At 60.6% G+C, this 25,799-nt stretch carries 24 protein-coding genes; 19 read left to right on the top strand and 5 right to left on the bottom strand.

The window, feature by feature from the left end:
* Positions 1–34: 34 nt before the first annotated feature.
* Positions 35–535 (bottom strand): thiol peroxidase, encoded by a 501-nt coding sequence (gene tpx / locus KW839_RS01360; protein ID WP_060542267.1) that lies wholly within the window; start codon positions 533–535, stop codon positions 35–37.
* Between the two features lie 362 nt (positions 536–897).
* On the opposite strand from tpx, the gene KW839_RS01365 reads away from it, so the two are divergent.
* Complete coding sequence (locus KW839_RS01365; RefSeq protein ID WP_218423151.1) at positions 898–1,323, top strand: YciI family protein; 426 nt, start codon at positions 898–900, stop codon at positions 1,321–1,323.
* Positions 1,324–1,480: 157 nt separating this feature from the next.
* Here the strand turns inward: KW839_RS01365 and KW839_RS01370 are convergent, their stop codons facing one another.
* The 3 genes from KW839_RS01370 to KW839_RS01380 all read right to left on the bottom strand — a co-directional run bounded on the left by KW839_RS01370 (position 1,481) and on the right by KW839_RS01380 (position 7,869).
* On the bottom strand, positions 1,481–1,975 hold the full coding sequence (locus KW839_RS01370; RefSeq protein ID WP_218423152.1) for a hypothetical protein: 495 nt from the start codon (positions 1,973–1,975) through the stop codon (positions 1,481–1,483).
* A 182-nt stretch (positions 1,976–2,157) separates the two neighbouring features.
* Positions 2,158–2,679: a GNAT family N-acetyltransferase gene (locus KW839_RS01375; RefSeq protein WP_218423153.1), complete on the bottom strand. Its 522-nt coding sequence runs from the start codon at positions 2,677–2,679 to the stop codon at positions 2,158–2,160.
* Between the two features lie 294 nt (positions 2,680–2,973).
* On the bottom strand, positions 2,974–7,869 hold the full coding sequence (locus KW839_RS01380) for an NAD-glutamate dehydrogenase (RefSeq protein WP_218423154.1): 4,896 nt from the start codon (positions 7,867–7,869) through the stop codon (positions 2,974–2,976).
* A gap of 503 nt (positions 7,870–8,372) precedes the next feature.
* Between KW839_RS01380 and KW839_RS01385 the strand changes: the two genes are divergently transcribed.
* The 7 genes from KW839_RS01385 (at position 8,373) to KW839_RS01415 (ending at position 15,871) form a co-directional block, all read left to right on the top strand.
* Positions 8,373–8,726 carry a hypothetical protein gene (locus KW839_RS01385; RefSeq protein WP_060542273.1) on the top strand — a complete coding sequence of 118 codons (354 nt, stop codon included), beginning with the start codon at positions 8,373–8,375 and terminating at the stop codon, positions 8,724–8,726.
* Between the two features lie 287 nt (positions 8,727–9,013).
* Complete coding sequence (locus KW839_RS01390) at positions 9,014–9,973, top strand: MoxR family ATPase (protein ID WP_060542274.1); 960 nt, start codon at positions 9,014–9,016, stop codon at positions 9,971–9,973.
* Positions 9,974–9,978: 5 nt separating this feature from the next.
* Positions 9,979–10,923 (top strand): DUF58 domain-containing protein, encoded by a 945-nt coding sequence (locus KW839_RS01395; RefSeq protein WP_218423155.1) that lies wholly within the window; start codon positions 9,979–9,981, stop codon positions 10,921–10,923.
* Positions 10,920–11,414: a DUF4381 domain-containing protein gene (locus KW839_RS01400; protein WP_218423156.1), complete on the top strand. Its 495-nt coding sequence runs from the start codon at positions 10,920–10,922 to the stop codon at positions 11,412–11,414. Before KW839_RS01395 ends, KW839_RS01400 begins: the two co-directional genes overlap by 4 nt.
* Entirely contained in the window at positions 11,407–12,489 is a 1,083-nt protein-coding gene (locus KW839_RS01405; protein ID WP_218423157.1) for a VWA domain-containing protein, read from the top strand. The genes KW839_RS01400 and KW839_RS01405 overlap by 8 nt, the downstream gene beginning before the upstream one ends.
* On the top strand, positions 12,486–14,222 hold the full coding sequence (locus KW839_RS01410; protein WP_218423158.1) for a tetratricopeptide repeat protein: 1,737 nt from the start codon (positions 12,486–12,488) through the stop codon (positions 14,220–14,222). Before KW839_RS01405 ends, KW839_RS01410 begins: the two co-directional genes overlap by 4 nt.
* Entirely contained in the window at positions 14,219–15,871 is a 1,653-nt protein-coding gene (locus tag KW839_RS01415; RefSeq protein WP_218423159.1) for a BatD family protein, read from the top strand. The genes KW839_RS01410 and KW839_RS01415 overlap by 4 nt, the downstream gene beginning before the upstream one ends.
* A 32-nt stretch (positions 15,872–15,903) precedes the next feature.
* Here KW839_RS01415 and KW839_RS01420 read toward each other — a convergent pair whose 3' ends face one another.
* Positions 15,904–16,887 (bottom strand): MDR family oxidoreductase, encoded by a 984-nt coding sequence (locus KW839_RS01420; RefSeq protein WP_060542280.1) that lies wholly within the window; start codon positions 16,885–16,887, stop codon positions 15,904–15,906.
* 226 nt (positions 16,888–17,113) lie between these two features.
* On the opposite strand from KW839_RS01420, the gene KW839_RS01425 reads away from it, so the two are divergent.
* The 11 genes from KW839_RS01425 (at position 17,114) to KW839_RS01475 (ending at position 25,305) form a co-directional block, all read left to right on the top strand.
* On the top strand, positions 17,114–18,178 hold the full coding sequence (locus KW839_RS01425) for a nitronate monooxygenase family protein (RefSeq protein WP_218423160.1): 1,065 nt from the start codon (positions 17,114–17,116) through the stop codon (positions 18,176–18,178).
* 158 nt (positions 18,179–18,336) lie between these two features.
* Positions 18,337–19,104, top strand: coding sequence for a molybdate ABC transporter substrate-binding protein (gene modA, locus KW839_RS01430; protein WP_218423161.1), 768 nt, complete (start codon positions 18,337–18,339; stop codon positions 19,102–19,104).
* Positions 19,105–19,785 carry a molybdate ABC transporter permease subunit gene (modB, locus tag KW839_RS01435; protein WP_218423162.1) on the top strand — a complete coding sequence of 227 codons (681 nt, stop codon included), beginning with the start codon at positions 19,105–19,107 and terminating at the stop codon, positions 19,783–19,785.
* A 3-nt stretch (positions 19,786–19,788) separates the two neighbouring features.
* Complete coding sequence (gene modC, locus KW839_RS01440; RefSeq protein WP_218423163.1) at positions 19,789–20,868, top strand: molybdenum ABC transporter ATP-binding protein; 1,080 nt, start codon at positions 19,789–19,791, stop codon at positions 20,866–20,868.
* A gap of 75 nt (positions 20,869–20,943) precedes the next feature.
* Complete coding sequence (locus KW839_RS01445; RefSeq protein WP_218423164.1) at positions 20,944–21,969, top strand: DNA topoisomerase IB; 1,026 nt, start codon at positions 20,944–20,946, stop codon at positions 21,967–21,969.
* 72 nt (positions 21,970–22,041) lie between these two features.
* The gene (locus KW839_RS01450; protein WP_218423165.1) at positions 22,042–22,263 is read left to right on the top strand and encodes a hypothetical protein; all 222 of its coding nucleotides are present in this window, start codon (positions 22,042–22,044) and stop codon (positions 22,261–22,263) included.
* Positions 22,264–22,479: 216 nt separating this feature from the next.
* A complete protein-coding gene (locus KW839_RS01455; RefSeq protein ID WP_057714650.1) occupies positions 22,480–22,710 on the top strand; it encodes a hypothetical protein in 231 nt (76 codons plus the stop codon).
* A gap of 206 nt (positions 22,711–22,916) precedes the next feature.
* Positions 22,917–23,201, top strand: coding sequence for a hypothetical protein (locus KW839_RS01460; RefSeq protein ID WP_060540661.1), 285 nt, complete (start codon positions 22,917–22,919; stop codon positions 23,199–23,201).
* A 37-nt stretch (positions 23,202–23,238) separates the two neighbouring features.
* Positions 23,239–23,664 carry a hypothetical protein gene (locus KW839_RS01465; RefSeq protein ID WP_060540660.1) on the top strand — a complete coding sequence of 142 codons (426 nt, stop codon included), beginning with the start codon at positions 23,239–23,241 and terminating at the stop codon, positions 23,662–23,664.
* Between the two features lie 134 nt (positions 23,665–23,798).
* Positions 23,799–23,993 carry a hypothetical protein gene (locus KW839_RS01470; RefSeq protein WP_218423166.1) on the top strand — a complete coding sequence of 65 codons (195 nt, stop codon included), beginning with the start codon at positions 23,799–23,801 and terminating at the stop codon, positions 23,991–23,993.
* A gap of 223 nt (positions 23,994–24,216) precedes the next feature.
* Positions 24,217–25,305 carry an acyltransferase gene (locus tag KW839_RS01475; RefSeq protein ID WP_218423167.1) on the top strand — a complete coding sequence of 363 codons (1,089 nt, stop codon included), beginning with the start codon at positions 24,217–24,219 and terminating at the stop codon, positions 25,303–25,305.
* Positions 25,306–25,799 lie beyond the last annotated feature (494 nt).

A 25,799-nucleotide genomic window follows, 5' to 3' on the forward strand; every position in this document is an offset into this window, starting at 1 on the left:
TGGACAGGGCCAGGCCGTTAACAATTGTAATCAATTACTTGAGAACAGCGAGCGCCGCTTCGTAGTTCGGTTCCTGACCGATTTCGCTGACCAGTTCGCTGTGCAGCACGTTGTCGTTTTCGTCCAGAACCACGACAGCACGGGCGGTCAGGCCTTTGAGCGGGCCGTCGGCGATGGCTACGCCGTAGTTTTCGATGAACTCGGCACCGCGCAGGGTCGACAGGTTCTGCACATTTTCCAGGCCTTCAGCACCGCAGAAACGGGCCTGGGCGAATGGCAGGTCGGCAGAGATGCACAGCACGACGGTATTGGCCACGTCGCCAGCCTGGGCGTTGAACTTGCGAACCGAAGTGGCGCAGGTCGGAGTGTCAACGCTTGGGAAGATGTTCAGTACTTTGCGCTTGCCGGCAAAGTCCTGCAGGGTGACGTCGGACAGATTGCCGGCAACCAGGGAAAAGGCTGGCGCCTTGGAGCCGGCTTGTGGCAGTTGGCCGTTGACTTGAACCGGATTGCCTTTAAGGGTGACTTGAGCCATGAACGGAGTCCTTCTGAACGTTGGTGTGGAGAATTTTGACGAGGCCGAAGTTAACCACGAAATGGTCTGACGACCTACGGTCAAACATGATTTGTGATGTGTCGAAGCGTAAAACTGGATACACCTTCGCAATCGGTCTGTCCGATGTGTATGTATGTGTGTGCGTATGACTGTCCGTGTTGGAGCTACCATCGACCAGCCTACCCCTGCGCTGGCCCGCCATCCGTTGTTCATGACGAAAGGCACACAGCGCCCATTAGGATCGGTAGCACCCGGGGATGAAATTCGTCAGCAGCGTTGTCGATTTGGCACCGTCCCGTTCGACTAGAAGCGAATTAGCCACATTCACCGGAGAAAAAACCATGCGATTCATGATCATCATCAAAGCCAGCCAGGACTCTGAAGCCGGCGTCATGCCCAGTCAGGAACTGCTGACCGCCATGGGCCACTACAACGAGGAACTGGTCAAGGCCGGCATCCTCCTTGCGGGCGAAGGCCTGCACCCGAGCAGCAAAGGTGCCCGCGTGCGTTTTTCAGGTGACAAACGCACTGTGACCGACGGCCCGTTCATCGAAACCAAAGAGTTGATCGCCGGCTTCTGGCTATGGCAGGTCAAATCGAAAGAAGAAGCCATCGAATGGGTCAAACGCTGCCCCAACCCGATGCCCGGCACCGAGGCCGAGATCGAAATTCGCCAGGTATTCGAAGCCGAAGATTTCGGGGCTGAGTTCACCCCTGAACTTCGCGAGCAGGAAGAGAGGGTGTGGGAGCAGGCCAAGAAAAACTGAGCATTCTGAGTCCGGTCCACCCATGGAAGCTCGATCTCGTCCGCGTGCCAGAGGAGGCGAAGCCGGGCTGGGGGAATATTGAAATGTGAGGGGTGTCGGTGAGGTCGGCCCCCTCGCCCCTCTCCCGAAAAGGTGCGGGACGAGGTCGCGTTTGATCTCACATCCGGTCGCGCGGAATCAGACCCTGCAACTGCTGCGCTAGAAAACCCGCATCAAACGGGAAGATATCCGGGTCTTTCAGTCCATTGGTCTTGCGCCATTGCCAACTGCTCGCCGGTGGCTGGCAAACCAGCGAAACGCTGCCAAAGCGCGCCGCCGTCAGCCCCATCACTGCCAATGTGATCTGCCCACCCGCCCCCATCACATCCGGCACGAACTCCACCGGTTTGCCGGCAATCAAAATGGACAGCTTCTCGGTCCTGAAGGGGGAAGTATCGAGCGCAATGCTCGGCCCTGAAGCCACATATACTTCGCGATTCACTTCCAGCAGGTTGGGCGCCAGCACCGGTTCCAGCCAATGCCCGATCTGATCGAAAAGCTCACTGATACGCGTCGCCCACACGGTTGACTGCGATTCAAACAGTTGTTTTTTGTGCGCTTCGCTTTCTGCGTAGTGGCGTAGCATTTCACCCAGTTGCTGTACATCGTCCATTGCGGTGTTCCTTTGATTGGAGCAGTACTGCGGATATTGAGCATGGCAGATGCGCGCGGCCGGCGTACGACTAAAAGGGTGAGTGGTACTCTGTTGATCAAATCCGCACACTTCACTCCGGCCCTGCTCGACACCACCGCACTGCAGGCGCAGTCGGCGGTGCCGTTCCCTGGGCGAATGACTCAACCGGACGTGGGCGTAAACCGCAGACGCGCCATGCTCAAGGTGTCCACCAGCACACCGTCGCGCACGGCGTAATCACGAAGCAGACCCTCTTCCCTGAAACCGAATTTGCGGTACAGCGCGATGGCCGCTTCATTGTCGGCGTACACCGCAAGCTCGACCCGGTGCAGATTCATCCAGTTGTCGGCGATATCCAGGGCTGTCGCCAGTAACTTCGAACCAACCCCCTTGCCCTGCCACTCCACCGCCACGCCCATACCGAAGCTGCCGGCGTGGCTGCGGCGGATGCGCGAAAACTGCTCAAGGCCAATGTTGCCGATTACTGCGCCCTGGTGCAGGGCCACCACTTTCACCAGCCGTTCGTTATCCGGCTCCAGGCGCTTGCGCCAGAGCTCGGTGGACTGAAAGGGCATCTGCAGGGTTTGCCGGGCGATGCGCGGATCGTTGTAAAGCGCAGCGAGGCCTTCGATGTGGGATTCGTTGAAGCGTTCGAGAGTGATGACCGGATCGGTAGCTGGCATGAGTGATTCAATCCTTGATACAGACATGGCCCTTCACTGTATAACGCCTGGGTGAATTTGTGGGAGGTTGCCCGCGATGAGGGCATTACATTCAACATTGATGTCACCAGACACACCGCCATCGCTGGCAGGCCAACTCCCACAGGCGATCACCGTCAGGCACAAACCCCGGCACCGCCATAAATCACTGTGGGAGCGGGCTTGCTCGCGAAGGGGGCCGATCAATCACTGCAAGACCTTCAGACAAAAAAACCCCGCATCTCTCGATACGGGGCTTTTTCATTCAGCGCCTGATCAGGCAGCCGGCTCCAGTTCGACACTGGAAGCGACAGGCGCTACCGCCTGGCCGCTCAACGCCAGGTCGAGCAGTTCACGGTTGGCCACCGCATACATGGCGTAGTCCGTACCGCTGGCGGCACGGATTTCCACCAGCATGGCGCGCCAGCGTTCGATCATGCTTTCGTGCTGCGCCATCCACGACGCCAGGCGTGTTTCCACATCCTGAGTGCCGTCGCCCTGTTGCAGGACCGAGATGGTGATCGCCCGTTGCTGCCAGTCGACGTCATCGCGGAACGCTTCACGGGCCAGGGCCTGCCAGTTGTTTTCAACCGGCAGAGCGCTGATCTGTTGCAGGTACCAGGTGATGTCCAGAGCACTGCCCACGGCGAAGTAAGCCTTCGCGACGTCGGCAGGGTTCTGGCCGGTCACATCGGAAGCCTCGATGATCGGCAGCAGCGTATACAAGTGCGAAGTGCCAGCCACCATGCGTGCGAGCAACTCCGGTACACCGGCTGCGACATACGCCTGATAGCGGGTCTGCCAGTTCTCGCGGATCTCGCCACTGAGCAGCTCATCAAGCTTGAGGCCCAACTCTTTCAGATGCGGGCCAAAATGTGCAACGTCACGAGCAGCATTCTGCTCGTTGCGGCGGGCACGCAGGAACCAGCGCGTGGCGCGACGGCCCAGGCGCATCAGCTCGTCCATCAGCTCCAGTTGCACATCAGCGCTGACCTGGTAGTCCAGCGCTTCAATCTGACGGAACCAGTGCGGGAGATGGAAAATGTCGCGCACGATCACGTAGGCACCGGCCACGTTCGCCGGGCTCATGCCTGTCGACTCTTTGAGTCGTTGAACGAAGGTGATGCCCATGTGGTTGACCAGATCGTTGGCGATCTGGGTGCTGACGATTTCGCGCTTGAGACGGTGACGACGCATGGCGGCGGAGAACTTGCTCACCAGGGTCGGCGGGAAAGCGGTTTCCATGTCGCGGGTCAGGTAGTCGTCGTCCGGCACCAGGGAGCCCAGCAGTTGCTCCTTGAGATCGATCTTGCTGTAGGAAATCAGCACCGACAGCTCGGCACGGGTCAGGCCGTGGCCTTCTACGATGCGCTCGTTGATCGCCTCTTCATTGGGCAGAAACTCGATGGCGCGATCCAGCTTGCCGCGACCTTCCAGATCGTTCATCAGACGCTTGTATTCGGCAATCCGCGGCAATGCGCGACGGGCCGCCAGGGACAGAGCCTGGGTCTGCTTGTAGTTGTTGCCCAGCACCAGAGAGCCGACTTCGTCGGTCATGCTCGCCAGCAACTCGTTGCGTTGCTTAGCGGTCATGTCGCCGGCCTGGACCACTTCGTTGAGCAGGATCTTGATGTTCACTTCGTGGTCGGAGCAGTCCACGCCACCGGCGTTGTCGATGAAGTCGGTGTTGGAGCCTCCGCCATTGAGGCCGAATTCGACGCGACCCAGTTGGGTCATGCCCAGGTTACCGCCCTCGCCCACCACTTTGCAGCGCAGTTCGTTGCCGTTCACGCGCAGTGCATCGTTGGCCTTGTCGCCCACATCGGCGTGGCTTTCGCTGCTGGCCTTGACGTAGGTACCGATACCGCCGTTCCACAACAGATCCACCGGCGCCTTGAGCAAGGCGTTGAGCAGTTCGGTCGGGGTCAGCTTGTCGGCCTGGATGTCGAAGCGCTCTTTCATCTGCGGGCTGATCGCGATGCTCTTCGCGCTGCGCGAGAAGATACCGCCGCCTTCGGACATGATGCTGGTGTCGTAATCGGACCAGGCCGAACGCGGCAGGTCGAACAGGCGCTGACGCTCGGCGAAGCTGTTGGCAGGCTCAGGATTCGGATCGATGAAGATGTGCAGGTGGTTGAACGCGGCAACCAGTTGCAGTTTGTCGGACATCAACAGCCCGTTACCGAACACGTCACCGGCCATGTCACCAACGCCGACCACGGTGATGCTGTCTTCCTGGACATTGATGCCGCGCTCGCGGAAGTGGCGTTGTACGCCAACCCACGCGCCCTTGGCGGTGATGCCCATCTTCTTGTGGTCGTAACCGGCCGAACCGCCGGAGGCGAACGCATCACCCAGCCAGAAGCCGTAGTCGATGGCGATGCCGTTGGCGATGTCGGAGAAGGTCGCAGTGCCTTTGTCCGCCGCGACCACCAGGTACGGGTCATCATCGTCATGGCGCACGACGTTGGCCGGAGGCACCAGCGCGCCGTCCTTCAGGTTGTCGGTGATATCCAGCAGGCCGGAAATGAAGATGCGGTAGCAGGCGATGCCCTCGGCCGCGATCTCGTCACGGCTGCCACCCAGCGGCAGGCGACGCGGCAGGAAGCCGCCCTTGGCACCCACCGGCACGATCACCGAGTTTTTCACTTGCTGGGCTTTTACCAGGCCGAGGACTTCAGTACGGAAGTCTTCTTCACGGTCGGACCAGCGCAGGCCACCACGGGCCACGTTGCCAAAGCGCAGGTGCACGCCTTCGACGCGCGGCGAATAGACGAAGATTTCGAACTTCGGCACCGGCTTGGGCAGCTCGGGAATCAAGTGCGGGTTGAACTTGAAGCTGAAGTACGACTTGTTATGGCCGTTGGCGTCGGTCTGGTAGAAGTTGGTGCGCAGGGTCGCCTTGATCAGGTCCAGGTAGCGACGCAGGATGCGGTCTTCATTGAGCACCTGGACGTCGTCCAGTGCGGAAAGAATCGCGTGTTCCAGACGTTGCTGCTTGTCTTCCAGGTCGTCGCCCGACAGCTTGCGCGCCAGGTAGAAACGGGTCTTGAACAGCCGGGTCAACTCGCGAGCGATGTCGGTATGGTTGTTCAGGGTGGCGGCAATGTAGCCCAGGTCGAAGCCCAGACGAATCTGCTTCATGTAACGGGCGTAGGCACGCAGCAGCGCCACGTCGCGCCAAGGCAGGCCGGCAGTCAGTACCAAGCGGTTGAATGCATCGTTCTCGGCATCGCCACGCACAATGTGGACGAACGCGTCCTGCAAGGTGTCGTTGAGTTGCTGGATATCGAGTTCCAGGCCTTCGGCGGCGGTGAACGCGAAATCGTGAATCCAGAATTCGCGGCCATTGGTGTGGCGCAGGCGATACGGGAACTCACCCAGCACGCGCAGGCCGAGGTTTTCCAGGATCGGCAGCACGTCGGACAGCGCCAGAGGGGTGTCTGCGTGGTACAGCTTGCAGTGCAGCATGCGCTGGCCCGAAACCTGGCCCAGTGGCTGATAGAAGCTCATCACCAGTGGATTTTTTTCGCTCAGGCTCAGCAGGTGTTGCATGTCGACCACAGCCGAGTGCGCAGCGAAGCGCTCGCGATAACCGGCCGGGAAGCCTTTCGGGAAGTCGGCCAGCACGTTGGTGCCATTGGCCTCACCGAAACTCTCGACCGTCAGGCTGGCGTAATCGTCCTGCCAGCTACGGCAGGCTTGTACGACTTCTTTTTCCAGCAACAGCGGGTCGATGTCGATGCGGTTTTTCGGGTCGACGCGCAGGATCAACTGTACGCGGGCCAGCACGGACTCGGAGAAGAAGGTCCAGAACTCGCAATCCGAGGCTTTCAGGCGATCCATCAGCACTTGCTGGATCTTCTGGCGCACTTCGGTGGAATAGATGTCACGCGGCACGTAGGCCAGGCAGTAGCAGAAACGGCCGTACGGGTCTTTGCGCAGGAATACGCGGATCTTGTTGCGTTCCTGGATCTGCACGATCGACATCACGGTGCTGAACAGCTCGTCAACCGGGGTCTGGAACAGATCGTCGCGGGGCAGCACTTCGAGTACCTGCGCCAGCTCCTTGCCCAGGTGGGCCTTGGACTGGAAGCCGGAGCGGCGCTCGATTTCCTCGACCTTGCGGCGGATGAACGGGATGACCCGCACGCTCTCGCCATACACCGAGGAGGTGTAAAGGCCCATGAAACGGCATTCCTTGATGACGTTGCCGTCGGCGTCGATTTCACGGATCGATACGTAATCGGGGTAAGCCGGGCGGTGCACGCGGCTTGGGTGCGCGGCCTTGGCGAACGACAGCAGGGTCGGCTCGCGCAGGTAGTTCACGGCGTAGTCTTCGATGCGCAGGTCATCGTAGGTCAGGCCGGCGCGCAGCAGTTTGGTCAGGCCGAGGAAGGAGTCCTGGTCGTAGACGATATGGCCACCATCGGCCTCATCGCGCACCACGAACTCTTCATAGCCCAGGAAGGTGAAGTGGTTACCCACCAGCCATTCCAGGAAACTCTTGATTTCGTTCTTTTCGTCGGCATCGACGGCGAACTGGCTGTTGTCCAGTTTGCTCAGGATTTCCTCGACCTTGGCTTTCATCGGCTCGAAATCGCCAACGGCCACGCGCACTTCACCGAGCACCTGCTCCAGTTCCTTGCTCAGGACATTGAGCTCGGCGGTGTTGGCGCAACGGTCGATTTCCAGGTACATCAACGACTCTTGCTGAACGTCGTCGCCCTGGGTGCCTTTTGGCAGGATTTCCAGCAACTCGCCTTTGCTGCCGCGACGCACGCTCAGCACAGTGGTTTGCAGGGTATGAATGCTGTAGCCGCGACGGTTCAGCTCGGTACGCACCGAGTCCACCAGGAATGGCAGGTCGTGGTGCAGCACTTCGACGGCGGTGTGGGTCGACTGCCAGCCGTGGCGCTCGTAATCCGGGTTGTAGACCCGCACTTGTGGCTGTGCGTGATCGAAGCGTTCAAGTAGACGCCATGCAGAAAGGGTGCAGCCAGCAAGGTCTGACAACCGACGCTGGGTCAGCTCGTCAAGGGAAATGATGCCGAAGAATTGTTCAGCGAACAGCGCCACTTGTGGCAGTGCCTGTTCACTGATGTGCTGCGCCAGTGCCGCTTGCAGTTGGTGCTGGAAGTCGGCTTTGCTGGCTGCGGTGAAGAACGCCATCTGTGGTACTCCGCTTGGGCTTGTTATTGATGGAAGCTTCGCGTGCAAAACCCCTTGCGGGGCGGGTCCGTCACCCGGCTCCTGATTCTCGGGCAGAGGAAACAGGGTGACAGGTGGGTGAAGCTGAACAAGACACTCGGGTCACATTCACTTTACCTGGATGGGCATCTGCAAAAACGACTGGCCGCGTGCAGCACAATGTCTTTACAGGTGTTCATCCGTTGCGCAGCTTAACGAGAGCGGCAAGGCCCATGCTTGCGGTGCTGCGACATATTCGGTCAACGGTACGCAGCTTCAGGTGCGGGCATCGATTAACACTAGCAGTCGCACAGAAAAATGACGGCTTTACATCAGGTTTTACGGCACGTACGTACTAGAAATGACCAGTAACACTCTCACTGGTCACGACAGCCTCATAGACAGCCGAACGAGCAGAAATTCCTGCGGGCTGGCAGAATTGTCCTTCACTGCGTCCAACACGCTCGCCGAGCCAGGAAACTCCCATGAAAATGAAAACCGCCCTCTTGATCGTCAACCCGTGCGACGACGAAGAAGACAACATGGCCATGCTCTGCTGCCACAGCGAAAAGGGCGAAATGTTCCTGATGAGTCGCTATCCGGATGAAGATGAACTGGAGATCACCCTCGATGGCGAGCCTTCGACCTTGGATGGTGTGAAAGTCACCCTGAGCGCTACCCTTTTGAAGATCGAAATTGCTGCGACGGATGCCGATGTGCTCAATGGCGACGATGTGCTGGAGATCACCTTCAACCCTGACATGGTGGAAATGGCCGAAGTTGAAGAAACCTTGCAGAACATTCTCAAAGGCACCGGCACTTATATCAGCCAGCTCTAAATCCCGGCGTTTGAGCGGACGCCTTCGCGAGCAAGCCCGCTCCCACATTTGATCATTCTTACTGGAAGAACAGGGTCAACTGTGGGAGCGGGCTTGCTCGCGAATAGGCCCGAGAGAGCACCGCCACCCTGTCACCCGTAGAACATTCCTACAGCCATTACCCATCATTTCCCGCACTTTGCGCAAAATGCCGTTAGTCGCCGCCCCCTGCGATGGATTAAAGTAACGCCCCCAGCCCTGGCGTATTTCGAACGTCCTCGGCCACCCTTTTGCAGGAACAGTCATCGATGGAACATCGTGAAGCGCTGCTAGCGCTGCGAACCTTTCTTTCAACGCAGATTCTCGGCCAGGAAAAGCTCATCGAGCGCTTGCTCATCGCCCTGCTCGCCGACGGCCACATGCTGGTCGAGGGCGCCCCTGGCCTGGCCAAGACCAAGGCCATCAAAGAACTCGCCGAAGGCATCGAAGCCCAGTTCCATCGCATCCAGTTCACCCCCGACCTGTTGCCGGCCGACATCACCGGCACAGAAATCTACCGTCCGGAAACCGGCAGTTTCGTGTTCCAGCAGGGCCCGATCTTCCACAACCTGGTACTCGCGGACGAAATCAACCGTGCCCCGGCCAAGGTTCAGTCGGCTTTGCTCGAAGCCATGGGCGAGCGGCAGGTCAGTGTCGGGCGCAGCACCTATGAGCTGTCGCCGCTGTTTTTGGTGATGGCCACGCAAAACCCCATCGAGCAGGAAGGTACCTATCCGCTGCCGGAAGCCCAGCTCGACCGCTTCCTGATGCACGTGAAAATCGGTTTCCCGGACGCGGCGGTTGAACGCAAGATCCTGCAACAGGCCCGCGGCGAAGCCCTCAACGGTGAAGCCAAGCCTGAGCGCAGGGTTACCCAGCAGACGATCTTCGCCGCACGCAAGGAAATCCTCGGTTTGTACATGGCCGACGCCGTGGAGGAATACCTGGTGCAACTGGTCATGGCTACCCGCACGCCGGCCAAGTTCGACCCGGAGATGGCCGAGTGGATCGCCTACGGCGCCAGTCCTCGCGGCTCCATCGCCCTCGACCGCTGCGCCCGGGCCCACGCCTGGCTGGCCGGTCGCGACTTCGTCAGCCCGGAAGACATCCAGGCGGTGCTGTTTGACGTCTTGCGTCACCGCATCATTCTTTCCTTTGAAGCCGAAGCCGCCGGCATCGATCAGGACCGGGTCGTCCAGCGGATTCTCGACGTCGTAGCCGTCGCTTGACCCCGATGAACGCCAGCCTGCCGCCCGAGCCGGGCATCCGCGTCAGCCTCGCCGATCTGATCGAGATGCGTCATCGCGTGCGCGAAGTACAACTGTTCGCAGGACCAGGCCAGCGCAGCCCGCTGATCGGCCTGCACCACTCCAAGCTGCGTGGCCGTGGCGTGGACTTCGACCAGGTGCGGGTCTATCAGGCCGGTGACGATGTGCGCACCATCGACTGGCGCGTCACCGCCCGGACCCAGGAGCCCCACACCAAGCTGTTCCATGAAGAACGCGAGCGGCCGATTTTCATCATGGTCGAACAAAGCCGCCGGCTGTTTTTCGGCTCGGGCCTGATGTTCAAATCGGTGCTGGCCGCACAGGCGGCCAGCCTGATCGGCTGGGCAGCCCTGGGTCATAACGATCGGGTTGGCGGGCTGGTTTACGGTGACAACGAGCATTACGAAATCAAACCCCGGCGCAGCAAACAAAGCCTGCTGCAGTTGCTCAACCGCCTGGTGCGGGTCAACCAGTCGCTGCACAGCGAAAGCGTGCCGGACCGCGACGCCTTTGGCATCGCCCTGCGCCGTGCGCGGGAGGTATCACGTCCGGGCAGCCTGGTGATCGTCATCTGCGACGAACGCGCGCTGTCGGACAGTGCCGAGCAACAGCTGAGCCTGTTGTCGCGCCATTGCGACCTGTTGCTGCTGCCACTGTCCGATCCGCTGGATCACGCCCTGCCCGCCGCCGGCTTGTTGCGCTTCGCCGAGCGCGGCGCACAGCTTGAGCTCGATACGCTCAACTTCGAACTGCGCCAGACTTACCGCGCCCAGGCCGAACAGCGCATCGCTCGCTGGGAACTGCTCGCGCAAAAGCTGCGGGTGCTGCTGATGCCCTTGAGTACCCAGAGCGAAATGGTCGAGCAATTGCGCGAATACCTGAACCCACAGAAGCCGGGGAAAGGACGATGAACGGACTCGAACAACTGCAGCCTTTGATCTCCCCTCCCCCCATCGGTTTCTGGCCGCCGGCACCGGGCTGGTGGTTGCTGCTGTTGTTACTGCCACTGATCGGTTTCGGTTTGTGGAAGTTGCGGCATTTCATTTCCTTCAATCGCCCCGTGGTCCGCACCGAACAACCCCTGGACCCGGTGCGCCTCGCCGCACTGGCGGAACTGAAGGCGATGCCCAAGCCCTATGACGGCGCACCGGCCGGTGCCTGGTTGCAGCAAGTGAACGGGTTGCTCAAGCGCCTGTGCCGCAACCATTACCCCTACAGCCAGAGCCATACCCTCAACGGCCGCAAATGGCTGGCGTTCCTCGACAACCGCTGCCCGGCGGCCGGCCTGACCCGCTGGATGGTGCTGGTCGAAGGTGCCTACAAACCAGAATGCAAACTCGACGACAAGGCCATCGCCGGCCTGACCCAGGCCGTCGACACATGGATTCGCAAGCATGTTTGAATTCGCCTGGCCGTGGGTTTTTATCCTATTGCCATTGCCGTGGCTGATGCGCCTGGTGCTGCCGGTGGCCGACAGTGGCGAACCGGCACTCAAAGTCAGCTTTCTCAGTGATCTGGAAGGCCTGGCACGCCGCCGCGCCCGTGCCAACCTGCCAGCCTGGCGCCAGCAGGCGCCGTTCATCCTGCTGTGGTTGCTGTTACTGGCGGCGACGGCACGCCCGCAATGGCTGGGTGAACCTGTGCCGATTGCCGCCAGTGGGCGCGACCTGCTGGTAGCGGTGGACGTCTCGGGGTCCATGGATTTTCCCGACATGCAATGGCAAGACGAGGACGTCAGTCGCCTGACACTGGTCCAGTTGTTGCTCGGCGACTTCCTTGAAAGCCGTGAAGGTGATCGGGTTGGCCTGATCCTGTTCGGCAGCCAGGCATACGTCCAGGCGCCGCTGACCTTCGACCGGCGCACCGTGAGGGTTTGGCTCGATGAAGCGCGCATCGGCATCGCCGGCAAAAACACTGCCATTGGCGACGCCATCGGCCTGGCCCTCAAACGCCTGCGTCTGCGGCCGGCCCAGAGTCGAGTGCTGATTCTGGTCACTGACGGCGCCAACAACGGTGGCGAAATCGATCCGCTCACGGCAGCGCGGCTGGCCGCCAGGGAAGGTGTGAAAATCTACCCGATCGGCATCGGCGCCGACCCGGAAGAAAGCGGCACCCTGGGTTTGCTTGGCCTCAATCCCAGCCTGGACCTCGATGAACCTTCGCTGATAGAGATCGCCGAGGCCACCGGCGGCCAGTATTTCCGCGCCCGTGATGGCAAGGAGCTGCAAGCGATCAAGGACACCCTCGATCAACTTGAGCCCGTGGCCCAGCAACCAACCCAGGCGCGCCCGGCGCAGGCGCTGTATCAATGGCCGCTGGCCCTGGCCTTGCTGCTGAGCATACTGTTGGTAGCCCGGGCGCTCTGGCCGGATCACCCCCTGCAACGTCTGTTTAACAAGGACCTGTTTTTGCAAACGCAATTGCTGCCGGACTGGCGCCAGCGTCTCAAACGCCTGCGTCTTCGGAGGCGACGATGAGTGCGCTGTGGCCGTACTGGTTCCGTCCCTGGTGGCTATTGTTGCTGCCACTGCTTGGCTGGTTGTTCTGGCAACTTTGGCATCGGCAAAAGCGCGCCGGGCGCTGGCAGATGATTCTGCCACCGGCCTTTCATGCCGCGCTGCTCAGTGGCGGCAGTGGCCGCGAAAGCAAGCTGCCCTGGATCGCCCTCGGTGTCGCGTGGATGTTGGCCATGGGTGCGCTGCTGGGCCCGAGCTGGCAGCGGGTTGAACAAACCAGCCAGAAACCTGCCGACCCCATGGTGGTGCTGCTGGAACTGACCCCGGAAATGCTCGCCACCGACGTGATGCCCAACCGCCTTGAGCAGGCTCGGCGCAAGCTCTTCGACCTGCTGCAAGTGCGCAGCGACGCGCAGACCGCTATCGTCGTCTACGCCGGTAGCGCGCACACGCTGGTGCCGTTGTCCGATGACCTGGCAACCAGCCGCAATCTGCTGGAGGCGCTCAAACCGTCGTTGATGCCCCAGGCCGGACATCGCGCCGATCTGGCGGTGACCAAGGCGCTGGCGTTGCTGGACCAGGCTGCGCTGGGTGACGGTCGAATCCTGCTGATCGGCTCATCCTTGACCGAGCAGGAACGCCAGGGGATTCGCCGCGCCTTGGCAGGCAAATCCACGCAGTTCCTGATGCTCGGCATCGGCACCGCCGAAGGGTCGCCGATCACCCAGGAAGACGGCAGCTTCCTCAAGGACGAACAGGGAGCGATTCTGGTACCTCGTCTGGACGAACCTGGCCTGAAAGCATTTGCCAATGACCTGGACGGTCGCTATCGCCACGCGCGCCTGAGTGATGCCGATCTGCGCGCCCTGGGCGTGCTCGACGGCCCAAGCAACTTGCGCAACGACGGCCAGACCTTGCGCCTCGACACCTGGGCCGACCAAGGCTATTGGCTGCTACTGCCATTGTTGCTGCTGGCTGCCTGCGCCGGCCGTCGCGGCTGGCTGCTGTGCCTGCCGCTGTTGCTGGTATTGCCGCAACCGGCCCACGCCTTCGACTTCCAGGACTTGTGGTTGCGTCCCGACCAAAGGGGCCTGCATTTGCTCAAGAAAAAACGCCCGGCCGAAGCGGCGCAACATTTCCAGAATCATCAGTGGCAAGGGGTGGCCCTCTACGAAGCCGGTGATTACGCCGGGGCCGCCGAGCGGTTCGCGGAAGGCAACGACGCCCACGCCCACTACAATCGAGGCAATGCCCTGGCCAGAAGTGGCGAGCTGGAAGCGGCCGTCGACGCGTATGAACAGGCACTGGAGCAGCAACCGGACCTGCGTCCGGCATTGACCAACAAGGCCTTGGTGGAAAGTCTGCTCAAGCAAAAAGCCAGTGCCCCGCCCGAGCCGGAGCCGACCCCGGGCGCCCAGCCCGAAATCGAAACGCAGGCGCCCCCGCCGGGCGCCACCAGCGAGCCGTCCAGCAGCAACGAAACGGCATCCGAAAGCCCGCAGGCCGAGCCAGGCGACCAGCAACCGCCGGATACACCTCCCGGGCCCGGCGCCAACGAAGTCCCTGGCAGCGAGTTGGGCGACGAGCAACACACCAGGCCGCCCATGCGTCCTGCCACTGACAGCATCGAAGGCGAACAGCGCCAAGCGCTGGAACAGTGGCTGCGGCAGATCCCGGACGACCCCGCAGAATTGCTCAGGCGCAAATTCTGGTACGAACAGCAGCAACATCAGGATCAGGAAGACATTCGATGACCCGCTTCACCGCCTCATTATTCGCCCTGCTCCCGGCCCTGTTGCTCTGCACCCTGCAGGCACAGGCAGCGGAGCTGGTCGCCAGTGTCGATCGCAGCCGCCTGAATTCCGGCGAGACGGTCGAGTTGACCCTGGAATCCAGCGACGTGACGCAGTTTGGCAAACCTGACATGACAGCGCTGGAGCCGCTGTTCGAAGTGCGCGGCACGCGCCAGGTCAACCAGTTGAACACCCTCAGTGGCGACAATCGCGCGACCACGCGCTGGATCATTACCTTGCTGCCCCGGCAGAACGGCAGTGTGGTGATCCCGCCCCTGCAATTGGGTGAGATACAGAGCCAGCCGATCACCCTGCAAGTGGTCGAGAGCGAAACACCGGACAACCCGAACAAACGCGCTGCGGTATTCATCGACGCCAGCCTCGATCAGAGCAGCGTGTACGTGCAGGCACAGGCCATCCTGACCTTGCGCATTTACCATTCGGTGTCGCTGTACGACGACAGCAGCCTGCCTCCCCTGCAGATTCCCGACGCGCGCATCGAACAACTGGGCGAGTCACGCACCTACGAGAAGGATATTGACGATGTGCGCCATGGCGTCATTGAAATGCGTTACGCGATCTACCCGCAACACAGCGGCGAACTGATCATTCCGGCACAGGTCTTCAATGCCGCGCTGGTCGAGGCGCAACCTGCACCGAACGCCGCCAGCCAGGGGCCCAAGTCCGGCAAGCTGATGCGCATCAGCTCCACCGAGCTGCTGTTGACGGTCATGGCCAAGCCCCTCACCTACCCGGCCGATGCCCCTTGGCTGCCCGCCCGCAGCCTGACGCTGAGCGAGAGCTGGAACCCGGAGCCCGACCACGCCCAGGTCGGCGATTCGCTGACGCGCAGCCTGACGGTAAAAGCCGAAGGCCTGGCCAGCACGCAACTGCCGCCGCTGCCGGGCACCGAGGTCGCCGGTCTGCGGCGTTATCCGGATCAGCCGGTAGTGGGCCACCAGAACAGCGAACGCGGCCTGGTCGGTAGCCGTGAGGACCGCGAGGCCTTGGTGCCGACCCGCACCGGCGCCATTGAGCTGCCGGCCGTCGAAGTGGTCTGGTGGAATACCTTTGAAGACCATCTGGAACACAGCAGCCTGCCGGCGCGCACGCTGCACGTAGCCGCCAATCCGAGCCTGGTGGTCGACACTCCGGCGGGTGCGGCACCGGTCGAGGCCAGCGTTGACAGCGCTACCCTCTGGCGCTGGCAACTGAGCACCCTGGTTCTGGCCTGTACCACCCTGCTCGGCTTCGGCCTGTGGTGGCGGGGTCGCTGGCAACCGGCGGTGCTGCGCACGGCACAAACCGGACCGAGCCCGCGTACTGTACTGGACGATCTAAAGCGTGCCTGCCAGGCCAACGACTCCCACGCTACCCGCCAGGCCCTCGATGCCTGGGCCCGGCAACAACCGGAAACCCTGGCTGACATGGCTGCGCGCTTCGTGCCGCTGTCCGACGCCCTCGACGGCCTCAACGGCGCGCTGTACAGCGCAACCGGCCAGCACTGGCAAGGCGACGAGTTGTGGCGGGCGATCAAGGCGATACCGATTGCCGAACGGGTTCAGGACCCGGTCGGCGACAGTGGCCTGCCGCCGCTTTACCCCAAGTAAATATCGCAGCGCCAGACCGCGATCCCGGGCTGTCAGCGGTTCACATCGACCACCACCCGCCCGCGCAACTGGCCAGCGAGCAAGCGCGGAGCGGCGTCGATGGCCTCGCTCAAACCGATTTCATGGCTGATCAGCGACAACAGGTCGAAATCCAGATCCTCGGCCAGGCGATTCCACGCCTCGATCCGTTTAGCCTTCGGCTGAGTCACGCTGTTGATGCCGGCCAGGGTCACGCCGCGCAAAATGAAGGGTGCGACGGAAGCCGGAAAGTCCATGCCTTGGGCCAGGCCACAGGCAGCGACGGTGCCATTGGCTTTGGTGCTGGCACAGGCGTTGGCCAATGTGTGGCTGCCGACTGAATCGATAACAGCTGCCCAACGCTCCTTGGCCAGGGGTTTGCCTGGACCGGACAAGCTCGCGCGGTCGATGATTTCGCTGGCACCCAGTCGCTTCAGGTAATCGTGTTCCGACGTACGCCCGGTGGACGCGACCACTCGGTAGCCCAGGCGGCTCAGCAGCGCGATGGCGAAACTGCCGACACCACCGTTGGCGCCAGTCACCAGTACTTCGCCCTGTTCCGGCGTCACACCGTTATGCTCCAGCGCCAGAATGCACAACATCGCCGTGTAACCCGCAGTGCCGACGGCCATCGCCTGCGCGGCGGTGAACGCCTTGGGTAGCGGGATCAGCCAGTCGCCGTTCAGGCGGGCTTTCTGCGCCAGGCCACCCCAGTGCCCTTCACCCACGCCCCAGCCATTGAGCAGGACACTGTCACCGACCTTGTAATCCGGATGCTCGCTGCTTTCGACAGTCCCTGCCAGATCAATCCCCGGCACCATCGGAAACTTGCGCACCACCGGACTGCTGCCGGTAATTGCCAGGCCATCCTTGAAGTTCAACGTACTGTACGTCACGCGAACCGTGACATCGCCCTCGGGCAGTTGATCGTCATCGATCTCTTGTACGGTGGCCTGGTAACCGCTGTCGTCTTTGTCGACCAGAATGCCTTTGAACATCACTGCCTCTCAATGGAATCAATCAGGGGGTGGTGCAATTGAAATAACACAAAAGCAACATTTTTCCGCCATCGACTTTAAGCCAATCGGTCGAACCGACGGATGTTTTTCCCGGTTCTAAAAAAGCCAGCTTAGGCGAAAAACCGACTGGCCTTGCGCCGGTCGATGCGTTACAAATCCTGCTCCAGCGTCCCCTGCCCGGTTTTACCGTCGGAGAACATCGCACATGAACCAATGGCCAGACACCCGCATTCTTGACCTGCTCGGGATCGAGCTGCCGATTATCCAGGCGCCCATGGCCGGCGCCACAAACTCGGCCATGGTGATTGCCGCGAGCAACGCCGGCGGCCTGGGTTCGATGCCAGCGGCGATGCTCGGCAGCGAGCAGTTGCGCGAGGAGTTGAAGACCATTCGCCAACACACCCGGCACCCGATCAACGTCAACTTCTTCTGCCACCCATCGCCACCGGCGGACGAGCAGCGGGCACAGGACTGGAAAAATCTGCTGCAACCCTACTATCAGGAACTGGGCGCCGATTTCGATGCACCAACGCCGGTCTCCAATCGCGCGCCCTTCGATGATGCGGCCTGCGCGATAGTCGAGGAGTTCCGTCCCGAAGTCGTGAGCTTCCACTTTGGTCTGCCGGACAAAGCCCTGCTGGATCGGGTAAAAGCCACGGGGGCGAAAGTGCTGTCGTCCGCCACCACCGTCGAAGAAGCGCTATGGCTGGAGCAGCACGGATGTGATGCGATCATCGCCATGGGGTATGAGGCCGGTGGGCATCGCGGGATGTTTCTCAGTGATGGCCTGAGCATCCAGGTCGGCACCTTCGCGTTAGTGCCGCAAATCGTCGATGCGGTGAAAGTGCCAGTGATTGCCGCTGGCGGCATCGCCGATGCACGCGGTGTTGCAGCGGCATTCATGCTCGGGGCGTCGGCGGTGCAAGTCGGCACGGCGTACCTGTTCACGCCTGAGGCCAAGGTCAGCGCCTCGCACCATAAAGCCTTGCGCACGGCTCGTGAAAGCGAGACAGCGCTCACCAACATTTTCACCGGTCGCCCGGCCCGGGGGATTCTCAATCGGGTGATGCGCGAACTCGGCCCCATGAGCGCCAAGGCCCCGGCCTTCCCGCTCGCCGGCGGTGCACTGATGCCTCTGAGGGCCAAGGGCGAGGCCGATTTCAGCAATCTGTGGGCCGGACAGGCATTTACCCTCGGCGCTGAACTGACTTCGGCAGAACTGACCCGGCATCTGGCCGATGAAGGCCTGGCCAGATTGCTCCGTCGTTAAGTGATCCCCGCTGTAGCAGTTGCCGTGGGCTGCGGCAGCTGCCGTGAAGTTGCTCATCAACGAAGATTCCACGTTCCGTTTGCAGCTTATTCGCTATATATTCTTGTACATAGCGATCCCTCCCCAATTGCTGCAATTGTCTACGACGGAGCCGTTTCATGACCATTCGTGCCTCACGTTTTGCCCCTGCCTGTCTGGCGAGCCTTATCGCCGTATTCGCTTTCGGCTCTGCCCAGGCCGACGAAGTCCAGGTCGCGGTAGCGGCTAACTTCAGCGCGCCAATCCAGGCCATCGCAGCCGACTTCGAAAAAGACACCGGGCACAAACTGGTCACCTCCTTCGGGGCAACCGGGCAGTTCTACACCCAGATCAAGAATGGCGCGCCATTCGAGGTGTTCCTCTCGGCGGATGACACCACCACGCAAAAGCTCGAAGCCGAAGGCGACGCGGTCAAGGGTTCGCGCTTCACCTACGCCATCGGCACCCTGGCCCTGTGGTCGGCCAAGGAAGGCTACGTCGACGCCAAGGGCGAGGTACTGAAAAACAATGAGTACCAGCACCTGTCCATCGCCAACCCGAAAGCCGCGCCGTATGGCCTTGCAGCCACTCAGGTACTGGCCAAACAGGGGTTGACCGACAAGGTCAAGGACAAGATCGTCGAAGGCCAGAACATCACCCAGGCCTACCAGTTCGTCTCCACCGGCAACGCTGAACTGGGCTTCGTCGCCTTGTCGCAGATCTACAAGGACGGCAAGATCACCAGCGGTTCGGCCTGGATCGTTCCGGCCAGCCTGCACGACCCGATCAAACAGGACGCGGTGATCCTCAACAAGGGTAAGGACAACCCGGCTGCCAAGGCTCTGGTTGAGTACCTCAAGGGTCCGAAAGCCACCGCTGTCATCAAGTCCTACGGTTACCAGATCTAAATGTCCCTCTCGAGTGCCGATTTTTCCGCCATCTGGCTGACCCTGAAACTGGCGTCCCTGACCACCGTCATCCTGCTGCTGATCGGCACTCCGATTGCGTTGTGGCTGTCGCACACGCGCTCCTGGTTGCGCGGCCCGGTCGGGGCGATTGTCGCCCTGCCCCTGGTGCTGCCGCCCACGGTGATTGGCTTCTATCTACTGCTGGCGCTGGGCCCTCACGGGTTCATCGGCCAGTTCACCCAGTCACTTGGGTTTGGCACCCTGACTTTCAGTTTTGCCGGGCTGGTCATCGGCTCGGTGTTGTACTCGATGCCGTTTGTGGTCCAGCCGCTGCAGAACGCCTTTTCCGCGATCGGTACCCGCCCCCTGGAAGTGGCGGCAACCTTGCGCGCCAATCCATGGGACACATTTTTCAGCGTAACCCTGCCCTTGGCCCGCCCCGGTTTCATTACTGCAGCCATTCTCGGTTTCGCCCACACCGTCGGTGAATTCGGTGTGGTGCTGATGATCGGCGGCAACATTCCCGACAAGACCCGCGTGGTTTCAGTGCAGATCTACGATCACGTCGAAGCCATGGAATACGCCCAGGCCCACTGGCTGGCCGGGGCGATGCTGGTGTTCTCGTTCATTGTCTTGCTGGCGCTGTACTCCAGCCGTAAAACCAAAGCAGGCTGGAGCTGACCGATGATTGATGTGCGTCTGAAACTGGATTATTCAGGCTTCGCCCTGGAGGTCGACCTGCAGCTGCCGGGCCGTGGCGTCACCGCGCTTTACGGCCACTCGGGTTCGGGCAAGACCACCTGCCTGCGTTGTATCGCCGGCCTCGAACAGGCCAGCCAGGGTTTCGTCCAGGTCAACGGAGAAGTCTGGCAAGACAGCGCCAGGAAGATATTCGTCGCGCCGCATAAACGCGCCCTCGGCTACGTGTTCCAGGAAGCCAGCCTGTTCCCGCATCTGTCGGTGCTGGCCAACCTGGAGTTCGGCCTCAAGCGTATCCCCAGGCACCAGCGCCGGGTGGATATGGCCCATGCCACCGAGCTTTTGGGCATCAGTCAGTTGCTCGACCGCCACCCACAACATCTGTCTGGCGGTGAGCGCCAGCGCGTTGGCATCGCCCGGGCCTTGCTCACCAGCCCGCAGCTGCTGTTGATGGACGAACCACTGGCCGCCCTGGATGCCCGGCGTAAAGGTGAAATACTGCCTTACCTGCAACGGTTGCACGATGAACTGGAGATCCCGGTGCTCTACGTCAGCCATTCCCAGGATGAAGTGGCGCGCCTGGCCGACCATATCGTCCTGCTCCGCGACGGCAAGGCCTTGGCCAGCGGCCCTATCGGCCAGACCCTGGCCCGTCTCGACTTGCCGCTGGCTCAGGGGGACGATGCCGGCGTGGTGATCGAGGGGCACGTCAGTGCCTACGACGCCAACTACCAACTGCTGAGCCTGCAATTGCCCGATTGCGCGCTGAGCATTCGCGTGCCGCACACCCGGATGGAAGTAGGCCAGTCGTTGCGCTGCAAGGTGCAGGCGCGAGATGTCAGCCTGAGCCTGCACAGCGTCGAGCAGAGCAGCATTCTCAATCGCTTGCCGGTCACGGTGATCAGCGAAATGAATGCCGATAACGCCGCCCATGTCCTGATTCGCCTCGACGCCGCAGGTACGCCACTGCTGGCGCGCATCACCCGCTATTCCCGCGACCAGCTGGGCCTGCATCCCGGCCAGTCCCTTTGGGCACAGATCAAGGCGGTGGCGGTACTGGCGTAAATCCGTTGGCACCACTGCATCGGCGCGGGGTCAATGCCTGTAACGGCCCCTGATTCCCTGCCAAGGACATTCGCCATGCCCGATGCGCTGCCCCCTGACCTGCACTATGTCGATGACACCCAGCCGGGCATCAGCCGCAAAAAACTGCGCGGCAAGTTCTGCTATTTCTACCCCACAGGCCAGCGCATCAGCGACCCCGACGAAATCAAGCGCATCAACGCCCTCGCGGTGCCGCCGGCTTACACCGATGTGTGGATCTGTACCGATCCGCGCGGGCATCTGCAGGCTACAGGCCGCGATGCCCGGGGGCGCAAGCAATACCGCTACCACTCACGCTGGCGGGAAGTGCGTGACGCCGATAAATACATGCGCCTGCGCGATTTCGGGCTGGCCTTGCCGAGAGTGCGCAAACAACTGGAAGCCCTGCTGGCGGCACCGGGTTTCAGCCGCGATAAAGTCATGGCCACGGTCATTACCTTGCTCGATGCCACGCTGATCCGCATCGGTAACAGTCAATATGCCCGGGATAACCGCTCCTATGGGCTGACCACCTTGCGCAGCCGCCATGTGGAAATCAATGGCAGCGCCATCCTGTTCCAGTTCCGCGGCAAAAGCGGCGTTGAACACCAGATCACCGTGAAGGACCGGCGGCTGGCGCGGATCATCAAACGCTGCCAGGAGATCCCCGGACAAAACCTCTTCCAGTACCTGGATGAAAACGGTGAACGGCACACCGTCAGCTCATCCGACATCAACAGCTACCTGCAAACCCTCACCGGCGCCGATTTCACCGCCAAGGATTATCGCACCTGGGCTGGCAGTGTTCTGGCTCTGGCCATGCTGCGCAAGCTGCGCTGGGAAGCTGAATCTGAAGCAAAACGGCATGTGGTGGAAATGGTCAAGGACGTCGCCAGGCAACTGGGCAACACCCCGGCGGTCTGCCGCAAATGCTACATCCACCCGGCCGTGCTCGATGGCTTCCTGCTCGGGTCACTCCACCAGTTGCCCCGGCCGCGTGCCCGCAAGGGGCTCAAGGCTGAGGAAGTGGGGCTGGCAATGTTCCTGGAGGGCATGCTCGCGGCCTCGGACCCGACGAATTGAACTGTGTATTTTTTGCACGATCAGTAATGGCTTCTATAGTTGATCTGAACAGGAACCCGCTGCGGAGACGCCATGGAAGACATTTTCGTCGTCAAGCGTTGCAACAAGATCATTATCCATGGTCGCAGGACCGGCGAATCCGGTCATCTGCCACCGGACGCGGCTGTCTGGTACCGCATTTGCGATACCCGCACCCAGGGTTTCATCGGTGACGGCTATGACCTTGAAGAAGACGCCCAGTCTGTCTGCCGGCAACTGAACGCCAAGTCACAGGTGTCAGCCCGCCAAAGCTGACGAGCTGTTGCCGGTCTATACTGCAAATGCTGCTTTCCTTCTGTAGGAGCGAGCACGCTCGCGATGGAGGTGAGAGCGACGCGGGCATTCAGGGTTCCCGCGTTATCGTTGACGTCCATCGCGAGCATGCTCGCTCCTACAGAACAGAACAGAACAGCAATAAGCCCCCGGGCTATTTGATGCCACACCCAGGTTTCTTAAACGGAGGTGTTTCCCATGTCCGAAAAAGAGTCCATCACCACTCTGCTCACCCTGCTTGACTCCCGTCAGGCCCGCCTCGCAGCGGCCTGCAAGGAAATCGCCGACTGGGTCGATCACCAAGGCGGGCATCCAACCGCCCTGAGAATTCGTGATCGCCTGAACGACATCGAAAAAGATACGCCGCTCATCCGGCATACGCTGTCATCGCTGAAACCGGTCGACCGGCCGCTGCCCCGGTTCAGATGATTGCTGCCTGGACGATGGTGTCAGCACACGACCTGATTCAGGTCACATGAATGGCGACGTCAGGGTCGCCCTGCTTCTGGTTGCCTGATCGACTTTCGCATATTCCCCACCCGGCCTGGCGCCGGGATTTTTCGTTGGAGTAATCCAATCGAACGTCAGCGCCCGCGTGAGGTCAACCGATCACACGTCGCACAGGAGACGTTTCGATGGTCACTCACTTCAAAGTCAGCGGACACTTGGCCTGCGGTCACAAAGGCAGCAATCTCACATCGACCCAGGAACTCAATCGGGTGAAGTGCAGAAGCTGCCGCAACACCGATGCCTACAAAGAGGCACGCAAAGCAGAACGCAGTGCTACCCGTCGTGCGGCCCGCAAAGCCAAAGCCGTCCACACCGCCAACGACTGGCGAACCGCCTGGATCGAACGCCTGACCGCCATTTCCGGCCTGAACAGGTTGCCTCGGGGTTTCAGCGGTCAACCCTTCGTCTAACCGTATGCATGGCAGGACTCAACTGGAGAGGAAAATCATGAACACTGCAATTCTCCTCGTCATCGCCAGCCTGAGCCCTGCCTTGGCGATGGCTCAAGGTTGCGACGTCATCACCCGCTCCCAAAGCCCCTCGGTGCCGGTAATCGAAAGCCACACCTGTTATGAATACGAAGGCATGCCGGTGGATGCGATCGACTGGTCCTGCAGCAACGAAAGCAAGGAAATGCTCAGCAACACCAAGAAACCCGTCGAACAGTGCGCCGACCACTACCAGGCCACCTGCCTCGCCACCTTGACCCAGGAGTCCCTGGCCAACCCTCAATCGACAAGCAAGGACAAGAACAGCAAGTCCCTCAACATCCCGGACAATGCCCAGGTCACCACCTATTACTACAACGCTGAAAATCTCGCGCAGTCGAAAATCGATTGTGAAACAGGCGGTGGTAGCTGGAAGGCGAAATAGCCGTCTTACGATGGGCTGGGGTCACGCGGATTGATGTCCGACGCACTGCATTGGCGACAAACAACTTCCTCGGCTAGGGTCACTTTCGTATTGAACTGCGGCCCCCTATTGGCACGAGCATCAAGGAGGAATCAATGTCATCCATTCGTAGAGCCGAACAAACCTACCGCCAGTGGTCCAGCCCGATCCTGCTTGAGCTCAAGGAACGAGAGCATCAACTGGAACCGTCGGATCGCCAGGCGCTGCAGAATATTCTGCTGGAGAGAAGGCTCATCAACATCGGTAGCCTTTGCGGCAGTGAGCGGCGAAAGGCTGACTCAAGCCTCTGACAAGCAGCCCAGGCAGTTGCTTTGACGATTGCTGCGTGGAATTGCGGATGCCAGGCGCAGGCTGAGGTTACCCGTATACGGACTCTGCACAGCGCCAACCAGTAAAAAAACGAATGACGTTATAGCAAACTGCCAGTCGGATATTTGCATCGGCTGTGAGCTGTGGTGTAATCGCCGCCTTTCCCGCAGGGCACCCCTGCAAGACACTGCCCTGGAGTGCTTGATGCGCGCCGCTCACATCCAAAACCTTACAGGACTGCGGGGGTTCGCAGCCCTGTCTGTCCTGTTGTTGCACATCCGATATGGCGACCTGGCTAACGCCTATGGCTATTTCGCCTTTCTGTTCCAGACCCGAGGCCTTGGGGTCGACGTGTTTTTCGTCCTGTCCGGTTTCATCCTGGCCTACGTCCACGGGAAAGACTTCGACCACGGTCTCCAGCCCAGGGAAGCCATGAGCTTCTGGGTAGCCAGGCTCGCGCGGATCTACCCAGTCCACGTTTTCATGCTGGTCATCACGGCGTTCATCCTGCCGATGCATCTTCTCTATGACTGGTCGCCAGTAGATACAAAGTACACCTTCTACGCCAACCTGTTCCTGGTGCATTCCTGGGGTGTAACGCCCGACCTGACCTTCAACCAGCCTTCCTGGTCTATCAGCTGTGAGTGGGCAGCGTATCTGATATTCCCCTTTCTGGCTTACTTCACGCGAAAGTGGGGAAAGATCTCTTTCACGCTGCTGTTGATCGGCCTTGCACTCTACGCGCCCTACTTGCAACCGAAGATGCTTGCCAACGGCATCTGGACCATCAAGTGCATCACTTATTTCGTTGCCGGCTACTGTGCCTACCAGGTATGCCACGACCTGCCGGACTCCAAATACTGGCGAATTACCGCACTGGCGATTGCCCCACTGATCTTGCTCTTGTTCCTGACAACGAGCATTCAGTACTACTTTGACCAGGTGTTCCCGCTCCTGGTAATCGTGATGGTTGCGAGCCTGTTCCGGGCCGGGCCGATTTGGCTCTACTCCAATCCTGTTTCCGTTTACCTCGGTAAGATCAGTTACAGCCTCTACATGTGTCACATCATGGTGCTGTTTGTTGAGCGCAAAATGTTTGGCATGATGGATCTGAAGTATGAGATCCCTCTGATCCTGGCATTCTCGATGGCTATCTATCACGGCATTGAGGAACCGGCGCGCAAGGTTATCCGAATGGTATCGGACGCGCGGCGCCTGGAGCGCCAGAAAAAACTGTTCACCGAGAGCTACACGCAGACATTAACGACAGAGCGCAAGGCACTGTCGGAATAAATAAAGGCCCGCCTGATCAGCGGGCCTTTTTTGTACTGGTCACCACACAGTGGTACGGGCATCGACACCTTCCTATTCGACACGGCCTTGACTAGCCGCTGATTGCGCTCAATCGGCCGATCAGCGGCGACGAGCCAATCGGCTGACGGCCGGCTCTTGAGCACCCTTTTGGCCGCGTGGTTACTAATTTTTGATAATTATTAACTTGGCAGCGCTTGCGAACCGACCGCTAATACGCCCTGCAATAGGGCTTTCAGGGACTGTCGATGACAGTTTCTGCGACCACGGCAGATTGTCCATTTTCTGTTGAACGAACCTTTTTATCCGTTGAGGTGTCTCTTTTCGCCCAAGCCATTGCGGGACCTTGCAGCAGCTGCTACAAACTAGAGAATCATTCCCAACCCTCCATGGTTCCAACGAGGGCTGCTGCGCCCCATGCCGATGCCCCTGACGGCGGACTGGATGTCCGGTCGAGAACAAGCGGCGATGGAAAA

Source organism: Pseudomonas sp. PDM31 (assembly GCF_019218965.1).
Classification (GTDB): domain Bacteria; phylum Pseudomonadota; class Gammaproteobacteria; order Pseudomonadales; family Pseudomonadaceae; genus Aquipseudomonas.

Coding starts and splice junctions, on each gene's coding strand:
- KW839_RS01415 (WP_218423159.1), top strand. CDS start 14,219: ATGACCCGCTTCACCGCCTCATTATTCGCCCTGCTCCCGGCCCTGTTG.
- KW839_RS01370 (WP_218423152.1), bottom strand. CDS start 1,975: ATGGACGATGTACAGCAACTGGGTGAAATGCTACGCCACTACGCAGAA.
- KW839_RS01395 (WP_218423155.1), top strand. CDS start 9,979: ATGAACGCCAGCCTGCCGCCCGAGCCGGGCATCCGCGTCAGCCTCGCC.
- KW839_RS01450 (WP_218423165.1), top strand. CDS start 22,042: ATGGAAGACATTTTCGTCGTCAAGCGTTGCAACAAGATCATTATCCAT.
- modC (WP_218423163.1), top strand. CDS start 19,789: ATGATTGATGTGCGTCTGAAACTGGATTATTCAGGCTTCGCCCTGGAG.
- KW839_RS01400 (WP_218423156.1), top strand. CDS start 10,920: ATGAACGGACTCGAACAACTGCAGCCTTTGATCTCCCCTCCCCCCATC.
- KW839_RS01410 (WP_218423158.1), top strand. CDS start 12,486: ATGAGTGCGCTGTGGCCGTACTGGTTCCGTCCCTGGTGGCTATTGTTG.
- KW839_RS01405 (WP_218423157.1), top strand. CDS start 11,407: ATGTTTGAATTCGCCTGGCCGTGGGTTTTTATCCTATTGCCATTGCCG.
- KW839_RS01475 (WP_218423167.1), top strand. CDS start 24,217: ATGCGCGCCGCTCACATCCAAAACCTTACAGGACTGCGGGGGTTCGCA.
- KW839_RS01445 (WP_218423164.1), top strand. CDS start 20,944: ATGCCCGATGCGCTGCCCCCTGACCTGCACTATGTCGATGACACCCAG.
- KW839_RS01375 (WP_218423153.1), bottom strand. CDS start 2,679: ATGCCAGCTACCGATCCGGTCATCACTCTCGAACGCTTCAACGAATCC.
- KW839_RS01460 (WP_060540661.1), top strand. CDS start 22,917: ATGGTCACTCACTTCAAAGTCAGCGGACACTTGGCCTGCGGTCACAAA.
- tpx (WP_060542267.1), bottom strand. CDS start 535: ATGGCTCAAGTCACCCTTAAAGGCAATCCGGTTCAAGTCAACGGCCAA.
- KW839_RS01390 (WP_060542274.1), top strand. CDS start 9,014: ATGGAACATCGTGAAGCGCTGCTAGCGCTGCGAACCTTTCTTTCAACG.
- KW839_RS01365 (WP_218423151.1), top strand. CDS start 898: ATGCGATTCATGATCATCATCAAAGCCAGCCAGGACTCTGAAGCCGGC.
- KW839_RS01420 (WP_060542280.1), bottom strand. CDS start 16,887: ATGTTCAAAGGCATTCTGGTCGACAAAGACGACAGCGGTTACCAGGCC.
- KW839_RS01425 (WP_218423160.1), top strand. CDS start 17,114: ATGAACCAATGGCCAGACACCCGCATTCTTGACCTGCTCGGGATCGAG.
- KW839_RS01465 (WP_060540660.1), top strand. CDS start 23,239: ATGAACACTGCAATTCTCCTCGTCATCGCCAGCCTGAGCCCTGCCTTG.
- KW839_RS01455 (WP_057714650.1), top strand. CDS start 22,480: ATGTCCGAAAAAGAGTCCATCACCACTCTGCTCACCCTGCTTGACTCC.
- KW839_RS01470 (WP_218423166.1), top strand. CDS start 23,799: ATGTCATCCATTCGTAGAGCCGAACAAACCTACCGCCAGTGGTCCAGC.
- KW839_RS01385 (WP_060542273.1), top strand. CDS start 8,373: ATGAAAATGAAAACCGCCCTCTTGATCGTCAACCCGTGCGACGACGAA.
- modB (WP_218423162.1), top strand. CDS start 19,105: ATGTCCCTCTCGAGTGCCGATTTTTCCGCCATCTGGCTGACCCTGAAA.
- KW839_RS01380 (WP_218423154.1), bottom strand. CDS start 7,869: ATGGCGTTCTTCACCGCAGCCAGCAAAGCCGACTTCCAGCACCAACTG.
- modA (WP_218423161.1), top strand. CDS start 18,337: ATGACCATTCGTGCCTCACGTTTTGCCCCTGCCTGTCTGGCGAGCCTT.